The organism is Actinoallomurus acanthiterrae (assembly GCF_054775715.1).
This window is the reverse complement of record NZ_BAAHCO010000001.1, coordinates 8,195,598-8,214,767: the sequence shown is the minus strand read 5'-3', so window position 1 is coordinate 8,214,767 and position 19,170 is coordinate 8,195,598. Positions and strand designations below refer to the sequence as shown.

14 protein-coding genes are annotated in these 19,170 nt (G+C 71.2%); 8 read left to right on the top strand and 6 right to left on the bottom strand.

Annotation, left to right across the window (positions count from 1 at the left end):
• The first annotated feature begins 3 nt into the window (after window positions 1-3).
• Window positions 4-2,007 (top strand): alpha-galactosidase, encoded by a 2,004-nt coding sequence (locus ACYVF7_RS38720; RefSeq protein WP_460350538.1) that lies wholly within the window; start codon window positions 4-6, stop codon window positions 2,005-2,007.
• A gap of 11 nt (window positions 2,008-2,018) precedes the next feature.
• Here the strand turns inward: ACYVF7_RS38720 and ACYVF7_RS38715 are convergent, their stop codons facing one another.
• Window positions 2,019-2,477 carry a MarR family winged helix-turn-helix transcriptional regulator gene (locus tag ACYVF7_RS38715; RefSeq protein WP_460350536.1) on the bottom strand — a complete coding sequence of 153 codons (459 nt, stop codon included), beginning with the start codon at window positions 2,475-2,477 and terminating at the stop codon, window positions 2,019-2,021.
• A gap of 60 nt (window positions 2,478-2,537) precedes the next feature.
• Between ACYVF7_RS38715 and ACYVF7_RS38710 the strand changes: the two genes are divergently transcribed.
• Window positions 2,538-3,347, top strand: a complete 810-nt coding sequence (locus ACYVF7_RS38710; protein ID WP_460350534.1) for an SDR family NAD(P)-dependent oxidoreductase — start codon at window positions 2,538-2,540, stop codon at window positions 3,345-3,347.
• Window positions 3,348-3,359: 12 nt separating this feature from the next.
• Here ACYVF7_RS38710 and ACYVF7_RS38705 read toward each other — a convergent pair whose 3' ends face one another.
• Entirely contained in the window at window positions 3,360-4,466 is a 1,107-nt protein-coding gene (locus ACYVF7_RS38705; protein ID WP_460350532.1) for an aromatic ring-hydroxylating oxygenase subunit alpha, read from the bottom strand.
• Between the two features lie 32 nt (window positions 4,467-4,498).
• On the opposite strand from ACYVF7_RS38705, the gene ACYVF7_RS38700 reads away from it, so the two are divergent.
• Window positions 4,499-5,095 carry a TetR family transcriptional regulator C-terminal domain-containing protein gene (locus ACYVF7_RS38700; protein ID WP_460350531.1) on the top strand — a complete coding sequence of 199 codons (597 nt, stop codon included), beginning with the start codon at window positions 4,499-4,501 and terminating at the stop codon, window positions 5,093-5,095.
• 35 nt (window positions 5,096-5,130) lie between these two features.
• Here ACYVF7_RS38700 and ACYVF7_RS38695 read toward each other — a convergent pair whose 3' ends face one another.
• Both ACYVF7_RS38695 and ACYVF7_RS38690 read right to left on the bottom strand, forming a co-directional pair.
• Window positions 5,131-6,702, bottom strand: coding sequence for a phytoene desaturase family protein (locus ACYVF7_RS38695; RefSeq protein WP_460350529.1), 1,572 nt, complete (start codon window positions 6,700-6,702; stop codon window positions 5,131-5,133).
• A 67-nt stretch (window positions 6,703-6,769) separates the two neighbouring features.
• On the bottom strand, window positions 6,770-8,308 hold the full coding sequence (locus tag ACYVF7_RS38690) for an APC family permease (RefSeq protein ID WP_460350527.1): 1,539 nt from the start codon (window positions 8,306-8,308) through the stop codon (window positions 6,770-6,772).
• Window positions 8,309-8,547: 239 nt separating this feature from the next.
• Between ACYVF7_RS38690 and ACYVF7_RS38685 the strand changes: the two genes are divergently transcribed.
• Window positions 8,548-9,432 (top strand): polysaccharide deacetylase family protein, encoded by an 885-nt coding sequence (locus tag ACYVF7_RS38685; RefSeq protein ID WP_460350525.1) that lies wholly within the window; start codon window positions 8,548-8,550, stop codon window positions 9,430-9,432.
• Between the two features lie 10 nt (window positions 9,433-9,442).
• Here the strand turns inward: ACYVF7_RS38685 and ACYVF7_RS38680 are convergent, their stop codons facing one another.
• Entirely contained in the window at window positions 9,443-10,303 is an 861-nt protein-coding gene (locus tag ACYVF7_RS38680; RefSeq protein WP_460350522.1) for an aldo/keto reductase, read from the bottom strand.
• A gap of 115 nt (window positions 10,304-10,418) precedes the next feature.
• Complete coding sequence (locus ACYVF7_RS38675; protein ID WP_460350520.1) at window positions 10,419-13,079, bottom strand: glycoside hydrolase family 2 protein; 2,661 nt, start codon at window positions 13,077-13,079, stop codon at window positions 10,419-10,421.
• Between the two features lie 243 nt (window positions 13,080-13,322).
• Here ACYVF7_RS38675 and ACYVF7_RS38670 point away from each other — a divergent pair, with 243 nt between their 5' ends.
• The 4 genes from ACYVF7_RS38670 to ACYVF7_RS38655 all read left to right on the top strand — a co-directional run bounded on the left by ACYVF7_RS38670 (window position 13,323) and on the right by ACYVF7_RS38655 (window position 19,148).
• On the top strand, window positions 13,323-15,755 hold the full coding sequence (locus tag ACYVF7_RS38670; protein WP_460350518.1) for a glycoside hydrolase family 3 protein: 2,433 nt from the start codon (window positions 13,323-13,325) through the stop codon (window positions 15,753-15,755).
• Window positions 15,728-16,348, top strand: coding sequence for a hypothetical protein (locus ACYVF7_RS38665; protein WP_460350516.1), 621 nt, complete (start codon window positions 15,728-15,730; stop codon window positions 16,346-16,348). Before ACYVF7_RS38670 ends, ACYVF7_RS38665 begins: the two co-directional genes overlap by 28 nt.
• 141 nt (window positions 16,349-16,489) lie before the next feature.
• The gene (locus ACYVF7_RS38660) at window positions 16,490-18,073 is read left to right on the top strand and encodes a DUF1593 domain-containing protein (protein ID WP_460350514.1); all 1,584 of its coding nucleotides are present in this window, start codon (window positions 16,490-16,492) and stop codon (window positions 18,071-18,073) included.
• A 34-nt stretch (window positions 18,074-18,107) separates the two neighbouring features.
• Window positions 18,108-19,148, top strand: a complete 1,041-nt coding sequence (locus tag ACYVF7_RS38655) for a nucleoside hydrolase (RefSeq protein WP_460350512.1) — start codon at window positions 18,108-18,110, stop codon at window positions 19,146-19,148.
• The last annotated feature ends 22 nt before the right edge of the window (window positions 19,149-19,170 follow it).

Below are 19,170 nucleotides of genomic sequence, written 5' to 3'. Positions count from 1 at the left end.
CCAGTGATCGAACGCTGGGGCAATGAGACGATCACGCTGCTGTTCGAGGACGGAGTGCGCCTCGCCGGGATCAACCGGCCGAGCCGTTCGGCGCTGCCGCTCGTCGAGATCGAGCTGACCGGCCACGGCAGGACCGGTACGGCCGGCGGCTGGCACGTCGACGGCCTGGCGTCCCGGCGGCTGCGGTGGGCCGGCCATGAGGAGGGCGACGGCACGCTGGCGATACGGATGCGCGATCCGGACACCGGCTTGCGGGTCGTCGCCCACTACGAACTGCGTGGCGAGGTCCTGCGCTCGTGGGCCGAGCTGACGGCCGAGCGGGAGGTCACGGTCGAGCACGTCTCCTCGTTCGTCTGCTCCGGGGTCGCGACCGCGCTGGGCGCACTCGACTGGGAACAAGGGCTCGAACTGTGGACCGCCCGCAACCCGTGGAGCGGCGAGTACCGCTGGTCGGGCGCGCCCCTGGGGGAGCTCGGCCTGTGCGACGTTGGTATGGTGCGATTCGGCCAGACCGGCACCAAGAACCGGCTGTCCCGCACCGGAACGGGGTCGTGGCCGACCTCCGAGCATCTGCCGATGGGCTTCCTGCGCGGGGACGGTGGCTGCCTCGCCTGGCAGATCGAGCACAACGGTACCTGGCACTTCGAGATCGGCGACCGCTTCGGCGATCTCTACCTGTCGCTCGCCGGGCCGTCGGGGCGGGAACACGGGTGGTCGAAGCGCCTCCTGCCCGGCGAGTCCTTCGTCACGGTGCCGGTTGCGATCACACTGAGCGACGACCCGATGGGCGCCCTGACCCGCCACCGGCGCGCGGTACGGCGCCCGCACCGCGACAACGTCGAACTGCCGGTCGTGTTCAACGACTTCATGAACTGCCTGATGGGGGATCCGACGACGGACCGGCTGCTGCCGCTGGTCGCGGCGGCCGCCCGGGCGGGCGCCGAGTACTTCTGCGTCGACGCGGGATGGTTCGACGACGAGATCGGCGCCACGCCGGGGCCGGGCGGGGTGCCCGGCTGGTGGGACGCCGTCGGCGCCTGGCGGCCGTCGGCGAAGCGGTTCCCGCGGGGGCTGACGGAGGTGACGGACGCGATCCGCGCCGCGGGGATGGTGCCCGGCCTGTGGCTGGAACCGGAGGTTGTCGGCGTCCGGAGCGGGCTGGACCTGCCGGAGGAGGCCTACTTCCGGCGCGACGGCCGGCGACTCGTGGAGTGGGGGCGGCACCAGCTGGACCTGACCCACCCGGCGGCCGTTCGGCACCTGGACTCCGCGGTCGACCGGCTGGTCGGCGAATTCGGTCTCGGCTACCTCAAGCTCGACTACAACGTCGCCATCGCCCCGGCCTCCGGGCTCCTGGAGCACAACCGCGCCTACCTCCACTGGCTGGAACGGCTGCAGGACCGGCATCCCGGACTGGTGGTGGAGGCGTGCGCGGCCGGAGGGATGCGCGTCGACCCCGCCACGCTCGCGCGGGTGCCCGTCCAGTCGATCACCGACCAGCAGGACGAGACGCTCCTTCCGGCGATCGCCGCCGCGGCGCCGACCGCCGTCCCGCCCGAACAGGGCGCGGTATGGGCCTACCCGCAGCCGGACTTCGACGACGGACGGATCGTCTTCACGATGATCTCGGCGATGCTCGGCCGCGTCCACCTGTCCGGGCGGATCGACCTCCTGTCCGACCGGCAGCTCGGCCTGGTCGCCGGTGCGATCGACGTGTACCGGACCTACCGCGGCTCGCTGGCGAGCGGGATACCCCGCTGGCCACTGGGTCTTCCCGGCTGGCGGGACGGCTGGCTCGCCCTGGCCGTCGACTGCGGGCGGGAGATGTTCCTCGCGGTGTGGCGCCGCGATGGCGCGGACCCGACATGCGAACTGCCGCTCTCCGCCGCGTCCGTGTCGACCCTGTACCCGGTCGCCGCCGACCCGTGCTGGACGTCCACCCGGCCGCTGCGCGTCACGTTGCCCGAGCCGTACACCGCCCGGCTGCTGCGCCTCACCGGCCTCTGATAGGGGCCGCTTCAGTCGTCGATCATCGCGCGGACGGCCGTGAGGACCTCGACGGCGGTGGCGAGCTGTTCAACGGTGAGCGTGTTTCCCAACTGGTTCGCCCAGCGGGCCTGCGCGGGTCCGATCGCGGTGAGGAGCCGCTCCGCTCGGGGAGTGAGGGTGACCAGCGGGGCACGGCGGTCGGCCGGGTTGGGCCGGGTCTCGACCAGCCCGTCCGCGCGCAGGCGCGTCACGATCTCCTGCACGCTCTGCCGGCGCAGCCCTCGCCGGCGGGCGATCGCGGCGGCCGTCGCGGGCCCGTCGCCGATGGCGCCGAGGACCTGCCAGCGGGCGCTGGTGAGACCGAACTCGGCCGCCAGCGCGTCGCCCGCGCGCAGGAGCCTGCCGTTGAGCTGGAAGACCTCGTCGATCAGTGCGGTGATCAGATCGCCGCCGGCGTCTCGGCGGTCCAGGGCCGGTTGCTGGTCCATGCCCGTACCTTAGTGCTACCTTTTTCGACAGGATCCTGTCGATCTAGGAGAGGGAAGAGCATGGGCGTACCGAGTGGACACGGATCGTTGACCGGCCGGGTCGCGCTGGTCACCGGGGCCAGCCGGGGGATCGGGGCCGCCATCGCCCGCACGCTGGGCGGCTACGGCGCGGCGGTCGCGGTGAACTACGTGAACAGCCCGGACCGGGCCGGAGAGGTGGTGGCCGACATCGAGGCGGCGGGCTCGCGCGCGGTCGCCGTCCAGGGCGACGTCGGCGACCCCGCCTCGGCCGAGCGGGTCGTCCGCGAGGCCGCCGAAGAGCTGGGTGAGATCGACATCCTCGTGTGCAACGCGTTCGGCGACACGTCGGACATCCGGCGGCGGCCGACGATCGACTCCTGGGAGTCCGTCGCGGCGATCCAGGGGCGGGCCGCCGTCCAGCTGGCCTGCACCCTGAACAGCTGCCACCTCGTCGTCCCGGGCATGCGCGCCCGCGGCGGCGGGTCCATCGTCCTCATCGGGGCGAGCGGATCCCGCGCCGGCGGCGCCCCCGGTATGGCCGAGATCGCCGTGGCCAAGTCCGCCCAGGACACGCTGGGCCTGGTGCTGGCCCGTGAGCTCGGCCCGGACGGGATCCTCGTCAACACCGTCGCCCCGGGCCTCGTGCCCACCGACGCCAATGCCGGCGACCACCAGGCGTCCTGGATCGCCCGAGCCGAAGCCGAGGCGCCCCTGGGGCGGGTCTCCCGGCCCGAGGACGTCGCCGAGGTGGTCGCCATGCTCGTCGCTGAGGGAGCCCGCCAGGTCACCGGCGCGTACCTCAGCGTCGACGGCGGCCGGAGCCTCGGACCGAGCGTCAAGATCGGCTGAGGACGTACGGTGTCACGCCCAGACGGGGACGCCCTGGTAGGCGCGCGCGAGCATCCGCACCCACGCGTGCACGGCGTCCTCGCTCGGGGCGAAGGGACCGGGCCGGAAATGCGGGGAGGCCAGGCCGCGCTGCACCGACTCGCACGCGGCCCAGTCCTGGCGGTTCGTCCGGTCCCAGAACTCCACCGCGTAGCCGGCGTCGCCCGCCTCCTCCGGCACGTACCAGGAGCACTCGATCGTGGTGCGGTCCGGAGCGCGCGGCCGCAGCCGATGGGTCATGACGTAGTCCGGGTGCAGTGAGATCAGCAGGTCGGGGGCCAGGCCGAAGTAGTGCACCCGGCGGCGTTCGGCGCCCGGGATGAAGGCGCCGCCCGACCGGCCGTCCAGCGACATGGTCTCCGCGTGGTCGCGCAGGTCCATCGACCCGCCGATCCACGCGCCCGGCAGGTCGTAGTTGTCGCCGCTCGCGGGCGGCGACACCGCGCACAGCTCCGGATGGATCAGCGGGCAGTGGTAGCACTCGTGGTAGTTCTCGACGATCACCTTCCAGTTCGCCCGCACGTCGTACTCGTGCCGGGCGGCGAGCCTCAGCGTCTCCGGCGCGTACGGCTCCACCAGCGCGGTCAGCGCCCCGGCGTGCTCGGCGAACGGCGGCGCGTCGCCGGTGGCGTTGACGAACGCCCAGCCGTGCCAGCCGATGAGCGGCAGACGCGGCAGGTCGTACCCGGTCACCGTGAAGCCGGGCGCCCCGCGCAGTCTGCCGTCGAGCCGGTACGCCCACGCGTGGTACGGGCAGACGACGAGGTCGCGCGTTCCGCTGCCGCCGTCGGGCAGCAGCTCGTGGCCGCGGTGCCGGCACGTGTTGGCGAAGGCCCCCTCCGGCGTGAGCAGCACCGGAACGTCGCCCACGACGACGCCGCGCTGTGTCACTCCACCGGGCAGCAGCTCCTCCGCCCGTCCCAGGCAGCTCCACGTGCCGGCGAACAGGTGCCGCCGCTCCCAGGCGAGCACCTCCGGCGCCGTGTACGCGCGGCCCGGCAGCATCGTCGCCTCGCCGAACGGCCGGAGCGCGTCGTCGAGGTCCCGGTCACCGAACGGCGCGGGCGGCCACGACCTCATCGGGGACCTCCCGGCCGGGATAGTGTCGGCGCGTGGCTCGGTTGACCGCCCCCGACCGGCGCGAGGAGATCCTGCGCGCCGCCGTCGCCCAGATCGCCGAGCGCGGCGTCGCGGCCGTACGGGTCGCCGACGTGGCCGCCGCACTCGGGGTCAGCACCGCGCTCGTCTTCTACCATTTCCGCTCCAAGGACCGCCTGGTCGCCGAGGCGTTCGCGTACGCGGCGCGCCGCGACCTCGACCGGCTCGCCGAGGTCGCCGGGTCGGGCGGCTCCGCGCGGCGGCGTCTCGTACGGGCGCTGAGGCTGTACCACCCCAGCGGATCGGCGGCGCCAGGCTGGCGGCTGTGGATCGACGGCTGGTCGGCCGCCCTGCGCGAGCCCGAGCTGCGCCGCGTCTGCCGCCGCCTCGACCTGCGGTGGCGCGACACGATCGCGGGGATCATCGCGGAGGGCGTCGCGGCGGGGGAGTTCGCCTGCGCCGACCCGGAGTCCGCGGCGTGGCGCATCACCGCGCTGATCGACGGGCTGTCGGTGCAGACGACGGTGCACCGCGGCGTGCTGACCCGCAAACAGGCCGAGGCGTGGGCGTACGAGCAGGCCGCCCGCGAGCTCGGCCTCGAGGTCCTCTAGCCGGGTGACCGGCAGCTGGACGACCGGCAGCCGGGTCACCGGCGCCTCCGGCGGTCCTTGAGCACCTGCGCGACGACGTTGCGGCCGGGCACCCCGGTGACGCCGCCGCCTCCGTGCGTGGCCGAGCCGGCCTGGTAGAGCCCCTTGATCGGCGTGCGCAGGTCGGCGTAGCCGGCCGCCGGGCGCGCGTGGAACATCTGGCCCGGCGTCAGCTCGCCGTGGAAGATGTTGCCGCCGATGAGGTTGTACCGGTGCTCCATGTCGTACGGCCCGATCACCTGCCGGTGCAGGACCGAGGAGGCGAAGCCTGGCGCGACCGCCTCCATCCGGGCCACCATCCGGTCGGCGTACGCCTCGAGCTCCGCCGCGGGCTGCGCGGTGTGCCAGGTGTGCGGCACCCACTGGGTGAACATCGACACGATGTGGTGCCCCTCGGGCGCCAGCGAGTCGTCGAACACGCTGGGAATGCACACGTCGGCGAACGGCAGTGCGGCGGCCCGGCCGGCCACGGCGTCCTGGAAGGCGCCCTCGATGTCGTCGAGGGACTCGGCGAGCACGATCGTGCCGCCGTGCACCTCCGGGTCGAAGCCGGAGATCCCGCGGAACTCCGGCAGCCGGTCCACCGCCAGGTTGATCTTGACGGTGCCGCTGCGAGTCTTCCAGCGCTCGATGTCCGCGACGAAGTCCGCCGGCAGGTCCCGGCGCTCGAGGAGCCGCAGGAACGAGATCTTCGGGTGCGCCGTCGTGATGACGGTGCCGGCCGCCAGCTCCTCGCCGGACTCCAGCGTGACGCCGGTGGCCCGGCCGGAGCGGACGTCGATGCGGGCCACCGGCGCGGCGGTGCGGATCTCGGCGCCGAACCCGCGGGCGGCCGCGGCCAGCGCCCGGGTCACCCCGCCCATGCCGCCGCGCGGGAACCCCCACGCGGTCTCGCCGACGTGGTGGTGCAGCATGACGTACGCCGTCCCGGCGGACCGGGGGCCCGCCCAGGTGCCGATGACGCCGGACACCGACAGGACGCCCCGCATCGCGTCCGAGTCGAAGAAGTCCTCCACCAGGTCGGCGATGCTGTCGGTCAGGATCCGGGTGATGTCGACCGCCGAGCGCTCGTCCACGCCGCGCAGGGTGCGCAGCAGCCCGGCCTGCCGGAGGAGGTCGGCGGGCCGGTGCGAGCCGAGCTTCGGCGGGATCTGGTCGAGCAGCGGGCCGAGGAGCCGCCCCAGCTCGCCCATCCAGGAGTCCCACCGCTCGTACGCGGCGGCGTCCTTGGAGGAGAAGCGCTCGATCTCCTCGCGGCGCCGCGCCGGGTCGTCGGGCAGCCGCAGGTGCCCGCCGTCGGCGCGCGGCGCGAAGTACGGGCCCTGCGGGTACACGTGGTAGCCGTGCCGGTCGAGCCCCAGGTCGCGGACCAGGGCGGGCGGCAGCAGGCTCACCACGTACGACAGGGACGTGACCGTGTAGTCCGGACCGAAAGGATGTTCACTCACGGCGGCCCCGCCCACCACCTCGCGCGCCTCGCAGACGCAGACCCGCAGCCCCGCCTTTGCCAGATAGGCGGCGGCCACGAGGCCGTTGTGCCCACCGCCGACCACCACGACGTCGTACATGGCGACTCCTTACTGATTCTCGAGTCAGTATCCGCCGCGCCCCGGGACCGGACAAGGGCGCGAATGCTCACCGGTTCGCCACGTCGCCGTGCTCCGGCTCCGCCCGGCGTGCCCGCCGCGTCGGCGTTCCGAGCACGTAGAACAGCACGCCGAGGCCGACGCACAGGGCGAGCGGCACGACCTGGCTCAGCAGGTAGCCGAGCCGGTCGTGCGCGAAGCCCGCCGGCAGCGAGTCGGCGGGGTCGCCCGACGTGCCGAACCACCCCACGCCCAGCCCCGGCCACACGAGCTGCACGAGGGTGAACACCACGAAGAACGTGGGCAGCGCCGCGACCAGGCCCGCAAGGGGGGAGCGGTACGGCCGCTCGACGTCCGGCAGCCTGCGCCGCAGGACGTACAGGCTCGGGAAGGCGAGCATGTAGGAGATGAAGGTGGTGGAGATGGCCAGTCCGAGCACGGCGGAGAAGTACTTCTGCGCGTCGCCCTTGGTGATCAGGAACGCCGCCACCATGACGACCGTGGACAGCACGGACGACAGGAGGTTCACCCGGATCGGCGTGCCGAAGCGCGCCGAGAACCTCCCGAGGAACGCCGGCCCCGCGCCGTCCGCGCACGCCACCGCCTGAGCGCGGTCGCCGCCCATCGACCACGTGATTCCGCTGGTCAGCACCCCGATGATGAGGCCGACCGCGGCGATCTTGCCCATCACCGAGCCCGCGCCGGTCAGCGTCACCGAGCCGTCGGCCGCGACGTGCCCGCCGTACACCGTGAACACGGCCTTGCACGCGTCGACGAACCCGCCCAGACTGCCGATGGCCGTGCCCGGCAGCACCAGGAGAGTGCCGAGGATCGGCGCGCCGTACAGGAGCACCGCGAGGACCCCGGAGCGGGCGATGGCGAAGGGCACGTCCCGCTGCGGGGCGGTCATCTCCTCGGCCGCCGTGCTGGGCAGTTCGAAGCCGACGTAGTTGTAGACGAGGATCGGGACCAGCCCGACGAAGCCGACGTAGCTGGGCTTGAAATCGCGTCCGTGCAGGTGGACGCCGTGCTTCGCGCCATAGAGGATCACCGAGAAGAGGAAGGTGCCGATCAGGACGACGCGCGCGATCGCCCCGATGGTGGGCAGCCATTTGCCGACGCGGAACGCCAGCAGCACCGCGAGCGCGCCGATCCAGATGAAGATCGCGCCAGCGAGGTACTTCCAGGCGCCCGGCAGGTCGAAGAAGAACTTCTCCCACGTGGTGACGGCGACGATGGTGAGCGTGCCGCCGAGCCACACCGGGTTGGAGAGCCAGTAGAGCACCTGGTTGACCCCTGCGGTGAACCGGCCGAAGGCCAGCTTCGTCCACACGTACGGCCCGCCCTCGAACGGGAACGAGGACCCGAGCTCGGCGACGAGGAGCCCGTACGGCAGGAAGAAGAACACCGCGAGGAACAGCAGCCAGACCAGGCCCTGCGGGCCCTTGGCCGCGACCGTTCCGAGCGTGTCGAGGCCGACCAGGGCGCAGATTAGGAACGCCGCGATGTCGAGCCGGAAGAAGGACTTTCGCAGGTGGGTCTTCTCGTGTTCCCAGCGGCCGGTGAAGTCGTCGGGGATCGCGGCCATTGGCACCGCCTCTCTGCCGGTCCGGCGCCCCCGATACTGATTCGCCGATCAGTTTCCCCGTCTGTCTACTCCAGCCGGCCGGATTTGGGAAGGGGCGGAACCGCTTCCGTATGACTGCCGTCAGGCCCGCGGTCACTCGGCCGAAGCCCGGGGCGGGATGTGCCGTCGAGCAGGGCGCGTCGCCCGGCACCCGTCGATGCTTAACCTGGCGTGAACGCCGCACGCATCATGATTGCGGGGTGGATCACCGAATGCCTCCCAGCCGCCGGGCGGTCCTGGCGGCCATGGCGGCGAGCGCGCTCGCCGGCTGCGGGGGCCCGTCCGGCACGGCCGACGGTGGCCGGGCCGGCACCGGGGCGCCCAGCCCGGGGGCCGGAAGCGGCAGGCGGAGCCTCACCCCGCGGCCGGTCGACGCCCACACGCTGACGCGTTCGGAGGTGGTGGCCCGCTACGGGCGGCTGAAGCCGCACACCTGGGGGTTCGGCGCGCCCGGGACGGTGCGGGCACTGCCCACTCGACGGGCGATCGCGCTGACCTTCGACGCCTGCGGCGGGCCGGGCGGGAGCGGCTACGACCACAAGCTGATCGACTTCCTGCGCCGGCGGGAGGTGCCGGCGACCCTCTTCCTCAACTCACGCTGGATCGACGCCAACCCGGCGGTCTTCCGCCGGCTGGCCCGCGAACCGCTGTTCGAGATCGCCAACCACGGCACCCGGCACCGTCCGCTGTCGGTCACCGGGCGATCGGCGTACGGCATCGCCGGCACGCGTAACGCCGGTGAGGTGTACGACGAGGTCGCCGGCAACCATGTGAAGCTGACCCGGCTGCTGGGCTCCCCGCCGCGTTTCTTCCGGTCCGGCACCGCGTACTGCGACGACGTCGCGGCGCGGATCGTCACCGACCTCGGGGAGCGCTTCGTCGGCTTCAGCGTCAACGGCGACGCGGGCGCCACGTTCACCCCCACGGAGGTCCGCCACGCCGTCGGGTCCGCCGCCGATGGCTCGATCGTGATCTGCCACATGAACCAGCCCAAGGGCGGCACGGCGGAGGGCATCGCCGCCGCCGTGCCCCACCTGCTGGCGGCCGGCCACCACTTCGTGCATCTCTCCGACGAGTTGCACTGAGGGCCGGGGATCAGACGAACAGCGGCTCGGCCTGGGACCGCTGGACCAGCGCGTCCATCGCGGCGTCGTCGGGAGCTTCGCCGAAGCGGGACGCGGCGTCGAGGACGCGGGGCAGCAGGTCGACGTCGCCGACGCTGTTGACGAAGACGCCGGGCCGGCTGAGCGCCCACCAGACGGCGAGGTCGATGTCGTCCTGCCGCTCCAGCGGTTCGTACCAGGTGGACCGGGTGTGCGGGCGGCCCATCCACGGCCGGAGCGCGATCGACTTGATCGTCTGCATCGCCACCCGCCGCTCCTGGCAGGTCCGGTACAGCGCCTCGAAGTTGTCCGCGTAGTAGGGATTGCGCAGGGTGAGGTAGTTGTACGGCAGCAGGACCGAGTCGAAGTCGAACCTCTCCAGGCTCCGCCGGTGGCTCGCCGCGATCTGCGTGCCGTGGCCGGTCACGCCGATCCACCGCACGAGCCCTTCCTCCCGCGCCGCCAGGGCGGCCTCGAGCGCCCCGTCGGGGCTGAGGGCGATGTCCCACTCGATCGGGTCGGCCAGGGAGTGCAACTGCCACAGGTCGACGTGGTCGACGCCGAGGCGGTCCAGCGACCGGTGCAGCTCCTCGCGCGCGCCCGTCGCGGTGCGCTCGCCGGTCTTGGTCGCCAGGAAGAACCGGTCCGGTTCCCGCTGCAGCAGCGGCCGGAGCCGCACCTCCGCCTCGCCGTAGGAGGCGGCCACGTCGATGTGGTTGATCCCGTGCTCGAGGATCACGTCGAAGGTCTGGTCCGCGACGCTCTGGGACACCGCGGCCAGCGCCGCGGCGCCGAAGATGACGCGCGTACTGTCGTGACCGGTACGCCCGAACTCCGCTGTTTCGATCGGCACCTGCGACCCTCCGAGGACAGGCGGGCGCCTTACACCGACGCCTCGTCGGGGAACGGCCCGCGCGGTGACGTACACGCTACGCCACCGCGCGGATCCGGTCCGACCCGGGCATTCGTCACCCGGTGACCGTCCGGGTGGCGACGTTCCAGCCGGAGACGCGGACGCCGGCCGCCGATCCGTGCAGGTCGGACGTGCGGTATGTGGCGGTCAGCGTGGTCGACTCGCCGGGCCACAGGCTGACCGCGTCGTCCGACCACCGCACCGGGAGCACCGGCTTGCCGGACGCGTCGACGACGTGGGCGTCGAGGTAGAACGCCGGCAGCTTGCCCGTGCCCGTGTTCTTGAGCGTCACCGTGGTCGTCGTGGTGCCGTCCGCGGACGCCGCCGAGGAGACCGCCGCGCTCACCGTCGTCGTCGCCATGCCCGACAGCCCGCTGAGGTCGGCGTAGCTCGACGTCGGCACGTAGTACCAGTCGTTCTTCGACCAGTCGATGACGTCCTTCTTGGTGGACAGCCAGTACACGTTGCGGTCGATCTCACGGCCGTCCGCGCCGGCGACCGTCAGGCGCACCAGGTACGTCGTGGACAGGCCGCTGATCGACGAGGGGAGGGTCAGCGCCGTCACACGGCCGCCGTCGCCGGGGACGCTCACGGTCGCGGTCTTCGAGTACTTGGAGGTGCCGTCGAGGTTGTACACGTCGGCCTTCACCGTGAGGCCGAACGCCGTGCCGTGGCCCGAGTTCACCACCGCGACCGACCGGTCGTCGTAGGAGTACTGCGCGTGCAGCGGCCGGTTCGCCTCCTTGGCGCCGTAGTAGGAGCCGCCCTGGTCGAGGTAGTAGTCGAACAGCTGCCAGTGCAGGGAGGTCCAGCCGCTGTTCAGCATCCAGTAGACGACGCCCGTGGACGGGTCGGAGGAGTCGGTGAAGTTCCGGCCGTACGCCTCGAACTGCGCGCGTACCGCCTCGTACTGGGCGAGCTGCGCCTTGCGTACGTAGTCCTCCAGGCTCGTCGGCTTGCCGTAGCGGCCGATGAGCGCGTTGTCGAAGATCTTCAGGGTGCCGAACGTGCTGGACGGCGAGCGGTGGTACTGCTTCGCCGAGGGGTCCTGCCACAGCGTGGCCAGCTCGCTCGAGCTCATCATCCGGTGGAGCGTGTCGAGCGTCGGCACGTCCGGGCCCGCGCTGGTCTCGGAGTTGAAGCCGTACGCTCCGCCTTCCTTCTTCGTGTACCAGTAGTTCGGCGGCACCCAGTCGTACGGTCCGGTCATCTTCATCCCGGAGGAGCCCGTGATCGGCGCGGACGCGTCCGACGCGGCCGGGACGATCGGGTTCGGCCAGTCCGCCGCCTTCAGCGCGTCGACGTACTCCTGCTCCACCTGCTTGGTCGGCGCCTCGTCGCTGCCGATCAGGAAGGAGATGACGCTCGGGTGGTCGCGGAGCCGCGCGGCCTCGGCGGCCATCGACGCCTTCGCGACGGTGTGGTCCGCGCTGCTCCAGCCGCTCAGGCTCTGCCACTTGTCGCAGCACTCCCAGCCGGGCAGGGTCAGGATGCCGTACTCGTCGGCCAAGTCGAAGAAGTCGTCCGGCTCCAGGTGCCCCTCCAGCCGGATCGTGTTGAGCCCGAGGTCACGCGTGTAGCGGATCCGGTCCTCGAGATAGGTGTGGTCGGGGCGCAGGAACAGGTCGGGCGACCAGCCACCGCCGCGGATGAGCAACGGCCGGCCGTTGATCGTGTACGTGCGGGCGCCGTCGGAGTTCAGCGCGGAGCGCACGTCGCGGACGCCGAACCGTTCGTGCGCCGCGTCGGTCGCGGTCCCGCCCACGGTGGCCGTGAGGTCGAGGTCGTAGAGCGGCTGGCCGCCCATCCCGTACGGCCACCAGACCTTCGGGCTCGCGATCGACGAGGTGAAGGTCAGCGTCTTGGTCTCGTGGGCCGCGAGGGAGACGTCCTGGGAGAAGGAGGCCGGGCCGGCGGTTCCGGCGACCGTCGCCTGCACCGTCGCGGAGGAGTCGTTTCGGGCGTCCACCTTGACGGTCAGGTCGGCCTTGTCCAGCGCGGGCACGGTGAGCTTCGTCGTGACGTGGGCGTTCCGCAGCGCCACGGCGCCGCTGCGCCGGACGAGCACGTCGCGGAACAGGCCCATGTTGTGGTCGGGCGGCGACTGCACCCAGTCGATCCAGCCGGTCGTGAGGTTCTTGTCGGGGTCGTTGGGGTTCACCGAGAACGCCACGGAGTTGGTGCCGGAGTGCACGAGCGCGGTGATGTCCGGCTGGTACCGGGGATAGGCGCCGGCGGTCTGCGCGGCGGTCGCCACCCGCGTTCCGTTGACCCAGACGTCGGCGCTGGAGATGACGCCGCTGAAGTCGAGGAAGGTGTGCAGGTCCGGTTCCGAGCCGAGGGTGAAGTCCGCGCGGTACCACCACGGCACGGTGAAGTCGCTCGCCGGGATGGACTTCAGCGCGGTCGAGTAGAACGGGTCACCGTACTTGCCGTTCGCGAGGATCGCGGCCAGGACGGTCGAGCGTGGGCCGGCGGCGTACCAGCCGGACGCGCCGGCGTAACCCGGGGTCGAGATGGCGGCACCGGAGTCCGTCACCTTGGCCGAGGACTGGATCCGGTATCCGGCCAGGGCGGTCGCGGACCCGGCGGAGAACCGGGCGATCGGGCGCGGCGCGACCGGGGCCCGCGCCGCGGCGGCCGCACCGCCGAGGGCGAGCACGAGGGCGCAGGCCCAGAGGGAGCAGAGGAGAGCACGGGCGCGTCCTGTGGTCATCGAGTTCCTCCGGCGGGGATCGGGACGGAACTGTTAGGAAGACTCCCTAACGAACGTAATCGCCTTTCGTGCGGATGGTCAAGGCTCTCGTCGTCGATGCCGCTAATACGGAAACAGGCGGAATTTCAAGATCTTGACGGTGAATTGACGGCGAACCTACCTTGATCATTTCGGTAGGCCTCCCGGCTGCCGACGCACCCACCTCACCGACCACTCACCTCGCCAAGGATGTGCGTCGAAACAATGACCAGATCACGTGCCCACGGGCGCAGACCCCGGCGCCTGTGGGCGGCGATCGCCGGCCTGGCGATCGCCTCCGGAGGGCTGCTCGTCCCCGTTCACTCCGCGTCGGCCGACGCCGGACAGCCGTGGATGAACACGGCCCAGAGCCCGTCGAAACGGGCGGACGAACTGCTCGCGGCGATGACGCTCGCCGACAAGGTGAACATGCTGCACGGGAGTGCGGACGCCCCCGTCCCCACGGTCGGGTACATCGCGCCGATCCCGCGGCTGCACGTTCCCGGCATCACCATGACCGACGGTCCGGCCGGTGTGCGCGACCGCGTCGACAAGAGCACCGCGCTGCCGTCCCCGTCGGCCCTCGCGGCCGGCTTCGACCCCCGGCTCGCCGAGGAGTACGGCTCGGTGCTCGGCGGCGACGCCCGGGCGCTCGGCCAGGACGTGGTGTTCGGCCCGGGCCAGAACATCCAACGCGTGCCCGTGAACGGCCGTAACTTCGAGTACTTCAGCGAGGACCCGTACCTGTCCGGCACGATGGCCGGCGCGGACGTCCGCGGCATCCAGCGCCACGGCGTGATCGCCACGGTGAAGCACTACGTGGCCAACAATCAGGAGACCAACCGCAAGACCGTGTCGGCGAACATGGACGACCGTACGCTGCACGAGATCTACGAGAAGAACTTCGGTGTGGCCGTCGCCGACGGCAGGCCCGGAGCGGCGATGTGCTCCTACAACCGGGTCAACGACGTGTACGCCTGCGACGACGGCGAGACGCTCGGGTCGCTGCGCTCGCAGCTGGGCTTCACGGGCTTCGTGGTGTCCGACTACCCGGCCACGCACGCCACCACGTCGATCAAGGACGGGCTGAACGTCGAGCTGCCGACCGGGGTGTTCAACACCCTCCCCAGCGTGCGGGCCGCGCTGGCCAAGGGCTCGATCACGATGGCCGACGTCGACGCCCGGGTGCGCGAGACGCTCAAGGTGCTGTTCACGTTCGGGCTGTTCGATCGCGACACCACCGCCCGCGGTCCGATCGACCAGGACGCCGACAACGCGGCCGCCCAGCGGATCGAGGCGCAGAGCGCGGTGCTGCTGAAGAACGACGGGGACGTCCTGCCCCTGGGCTCCGCGACGCACGACATCGCCGTCATCGGCACCCCGGCGAAGGCCTCCGCCCAGGGCGGAGGCAGCAGCAAGGTCAACCCGCTGTCGATGGACAACGCCTTCGACGCCATCGTCGCCCGCGCCGGCTCATCGGCCACCGTCTCCTACGCCGACGGCTCTGACCTCGGCCAGGCGGCGGCGACCGCGAAGGCGGCCCAGGTCGCCCTGGTGTTCGTCAAGGACGGCGAGGCCGAGGGCACCGACCGGTCCAACCTCAGCCTGCCGGGCGGCCAGGACGCCCTGGTCGACGCGGTGGCGAAGGCCAATCCGCACACCGTGGTCGTGCTCCAGACCGGTTCGGCGGTCCTCATGCCCTGGCTGAAGCAGGTCGAAGGCGTGCTGCAGACCTGGTACCCGGGCGCCAGAGGCGGCGCGGCCACCGCGCAACTGCTGTGGGGCGACGTGAACCCCTCCGGCAAGCTGCCGCAGACCTGGCCCGCGAGCAACGCGCAGACGCCGGTCGGCACGCCGGCGCAGTACCCCGGCGTCGACGGCGAGACCTCCTACTCCGAGGGCGTCTACGTCGGCTACCGGTGGTACGACCGGCACGACGAGACCCCGCTGTTCCCCTTCGGCCACGGCCTGTCCTACACCCGCTTCCGCTACGGCGACCTGCGGCTCCGCCACTCCTCGGGCGACTCGCGCGACCCGGTGACCGTGTCGTTCAAGGTCACCAACACCGGCGACCGGGCGGGCGCCGAGGCGCCGCAGGTGTACGTCGGCAAACCGGACACGCTGGCGCCGACCGCGCCCAAGGAGTTTGGCGCCTTCGGCAAGGTCGAGCTCGCCCCGCACGAGACCAGGACCGTCACCCTCACGGTGAACCCGCGGGAGCTGTCCTACTGGGACAGCGGCGCCCAGGCCTTCACCGTCCAGGACGGTTCCTACTCGATCGCGGTCGGCGGCTCCTCGGCCTCGCTGCCGCTGCACGCCACGTACCGGGTCCGGAAGACCGACGGTCCGGTCCGCGTCGAGATCTCCAAGCTGCCGGGCGTCGTCGAACCCGGAACCACCTACCCGGCGACCGTGCAGGTCGGCAACCTGTCCGACGTCCCGCTCACCTCGGCCACGCTCAAGGTCTCCGCGCCGGCCGGTGGCGGGTCGTCCCGCAGAAGGGGGACATCGGGACGGTCCAGGCCAGAAGGCGGGCGAGCCGGACCTTCCGCGTCACGGTGCCGGCCGGTGCCGTACAGGGAGCGACCAGCCTGGCCGTCACCCTCAGCGGACGCGTGGACGGCCGACGGATGTCGGCCACCCGGACGACGCGGCTGAACGTGCCGTACGCCTCGATGGCGGCCGCCGCCGACGTCGTCGGCGTCACCGACAACGGAGATCCCGGTCCCGGCGACTTCGACGGCAGCGGGTACAGCTACTCGGCGCAGAACCTCGCGGCCGACGGCGTCACCCCCGGCGGCACGGTGAAGGTGGGCGCCGCCACGACCGTCTTCCCCGCACAGGCCCCCGGCACGCCGGACGCGGTCAGCGCGTCCGGGCAGGTCGTCAAGGCCGGCGGCACCGGCGCCCTGGTGGTCCTCGGCGCGGCCCACAACGGGGCGGGGCGCGGCACGCTGAAGGCGACGTTCACCGACGGCACGTCGGCCGACGTGCCGATCGCCTTCGCCGACTGGTACGGCAACGCGCCGGCGGATCTCAGCTCGATCGTGTCGACCGGCCGGTGGAACCAGCCGCTCACCGGCGGCAAGGGCCCGCACGACGTCAGCCTTTACGGCGCGGTCCGTCCGCTGCCAGCGGGCAAGACGCTCGCCTACGTCACCCTGCCAGCCGTCGGCAACCTGAGCCTGTTCTCCGTCACCGTCGACGACTCCGCGGCGACGGCGCCTTCGGGCACTGCCGTGCACCATTGATCGGCTGCATTACCACGCCTGAAGAGATGTTTCAAGATCTTGAAGTGCCGGTTAGCGGGGAGGTAGATAACTTCGAGGAAAGTTAATTCAGGTGTGAATATAAATTCACTCACTGACTGGCTCGCCTCGAGGAGACGATGTATGAAGGTGCCCCTGAGCGCATGGTCCGACCGCGGCCTGCGGCTGCGAATCGGCGCGGCCGCGGCGACCGCGGCGGTGACCTGCGCGGGTCTGGCCGCGGTCGGCGGTACGGCGTCCGCGGCGGTGACGCACGCCGCGCCTGTTCTCCAGCCGGGCGGGCAGAAGCCCCGCACGGTGGTCACCACCGACATGGAGCAGGATGACTACGACTCCCTGATCCGCTACCTGCTCTATTCCGACGACTTCGACACCCAGGGCATCGTCTATTCCTCGTCGGTGTATCACTGGGCCGGCGACGGGAAGGGGACGCTGTTCCTTTCGCCCAACCCGCGCCGTGAGTACAACACGCCGCAGACCTCCTGGCGGTTCACCGGCACGAGCATCATCCAGGAACTGCTGGGCCAGTACGCGCGGGTATACCGCAACCTTCGGGCCCACGACCGCGCCTACCCCTCGCCTCAAGAGCTACTGGCGAAGACCAAGATCGGCAATATCGATTTCGAAGGCGAGATGTCGCACGACACCGCCGGCTCGAACCTGATCAAAAAGCTCCTCCTCGACAATGACCCGCGGCCGCTCTACCTGCAGGCATGGGGAGGTACCAACACGATCGCGCGGGCATTGCAGTCGATCCACGATCAGTACGCCGGCACCGCCCAGTGGCAGCGGGTCTACGACAAGGTCTCGGCCAAGGCCGTCATCATGGCCAGCGGCTTCCAGGACCTCACCTACACGCAGTACATCGCGCCCAACTGGCCGAAGCTGCAGGTGCGGGACACCAGCGGCGGCTACAGCGCCTGGGGCTACTACATCGAGGGCCGCAGCCCCGTGCCGCCGCAGTGGCAGTACTACTTCGGCGCCGACTGGACCAAGAAGAACGTCTTGGACGTCGGGCCGCTCGGAGCGCAGTACTTCGTCTGGGGAGACGGCCGATCCACACCGGGCGACCAGCTGGACACCTTCGGGGACCTCAGCAACCCGCCCAAGTGGCTCCCGGCCCGCAAGAAGTACGACTTCCTGTCCGAGGGCGACAACGTGGCCTTCATGGGCCTGATCGACACCGGGCTGCGCAGCGAACCCGACCCGACCTGGGGCGGCTGGGGCGGCCGCCTGGTGCAGAAGACCACTACACCGAACCTGTGGACGTCGGCGCCTTCCGACCTCGGTCCCGACGGGACGCCGATCGCCTCCTACGGCTGGACGCGCTGGATTCCCGCCGCGCAGAACGACTTCGCCGCACGCCTGAAGTGGAGCGTCACCCCGCCCGGTCAGGCCGTCGACCATGAGCCGGTGGTCACGCTGCGTGGTTCCGACCGCCGGGTCCACGCCGGCCGGACGACGACCGTGTGCGGTCTCGCCCACGACCCCGATGGCACGCCCGTCACCGTGCGGTGGTCGCAGTACCGAGAGGCCGGGACCTTCCCCGGCGCGGTGACGATCGCCAACGCGGATCACCAGTGCGCTCAGGTCACCGTTCCCGCCGGCGCCGAGCCCGGCCAGACCATCCACCTCATCCTCGCAGCGACCGGCTCCGGAAGCGCGCCGCTGACCCGCTACGCGCGGGTCGTCCTCACCGTCCGCTAGCCACGTGGCACCGCGCCACGGAAGAAGGAGCGCTATGGATCGGCGTCTGTTCATGGGCTCGGCCGGTGCTGCCGGCCTCGGTGCCCTGGCCGCCCTACCGGCGTCGGCGGCCGAAGCCGCGTCGGTGTCGACCGGTACGGCCAAGCGTGGCTTCCAGCCACCGGCCGGGCCGCGAGCGCGAGTCATCATCAGCAACGACCTGGGCGCCGACCCCGACGGGTTGTTCGCGTTCGTCCACCAGGTCATGTCGCCCTCGACCGACGTACCACTGGTCGTGGGCGCGCACGCCCAGTTGCCGTCCGACCCCTTCGACACCGGTAAGTACCAGGCCGAGGATTCGTACAAGGCGGCCGTCACCATGCTGCGCCTCATGCGTCGCGGCGACGTCAAGGCCTATGCCGGCTCGAACGACGCCCTCAAGGACTCCTCCACGCCACGGGAGACGGCAGGCGCGAAGGCCATCGTGGCCGAGGCGATGCGCACCGACACCAGCCTGCCCCTCTACATCACTGCGGGCGGCACGCTCACCGACGTAGCCAGCGCGTTCCTGATGGAACCCTCCATCGCCGGCAAGGTGACGCTGGTGTGGATCGGTGGCAAGCCCTACCCGGCAGGGGGGAGCGAGTACAACTTCAACGCCGATCCGGTGGCGGCGCAGGTGGTGTTCAACCAGTCCACCATGCCCATCTGGCAGATTCCGTCGGACGTGTACTCGATGTGCATGGTGTCGGATTTCGAGCTTCAACAGAACGTCGGTACGGCCGGCGACATCGGCCGCTGGCTGTGGCAGAACCAGCTGAGCTACTACCAGCGGTTCGCCAAGCGCATCAACTTCGGCGAGGTCTACCAACTGGGTGACTCGCCCCTCGTCCTCCTCACCGCGCTGACTTCTCCCTGGGACAAGACCGCGACCTACACCAGCCCCTACGACACCATCTACGCTCCCCGGCTCAACGCCGACGGCACCTACACGGCCCGTGACAGCGGTCGCAGGATTCGGGTCTACAAGGGCGTCGACACCCGGCTGATGTTCGCCGACTTCTTCGCCAAGCTACGGACCCTGTACGGCGAGTAGAACGAGACGATGGCCCGCCGCT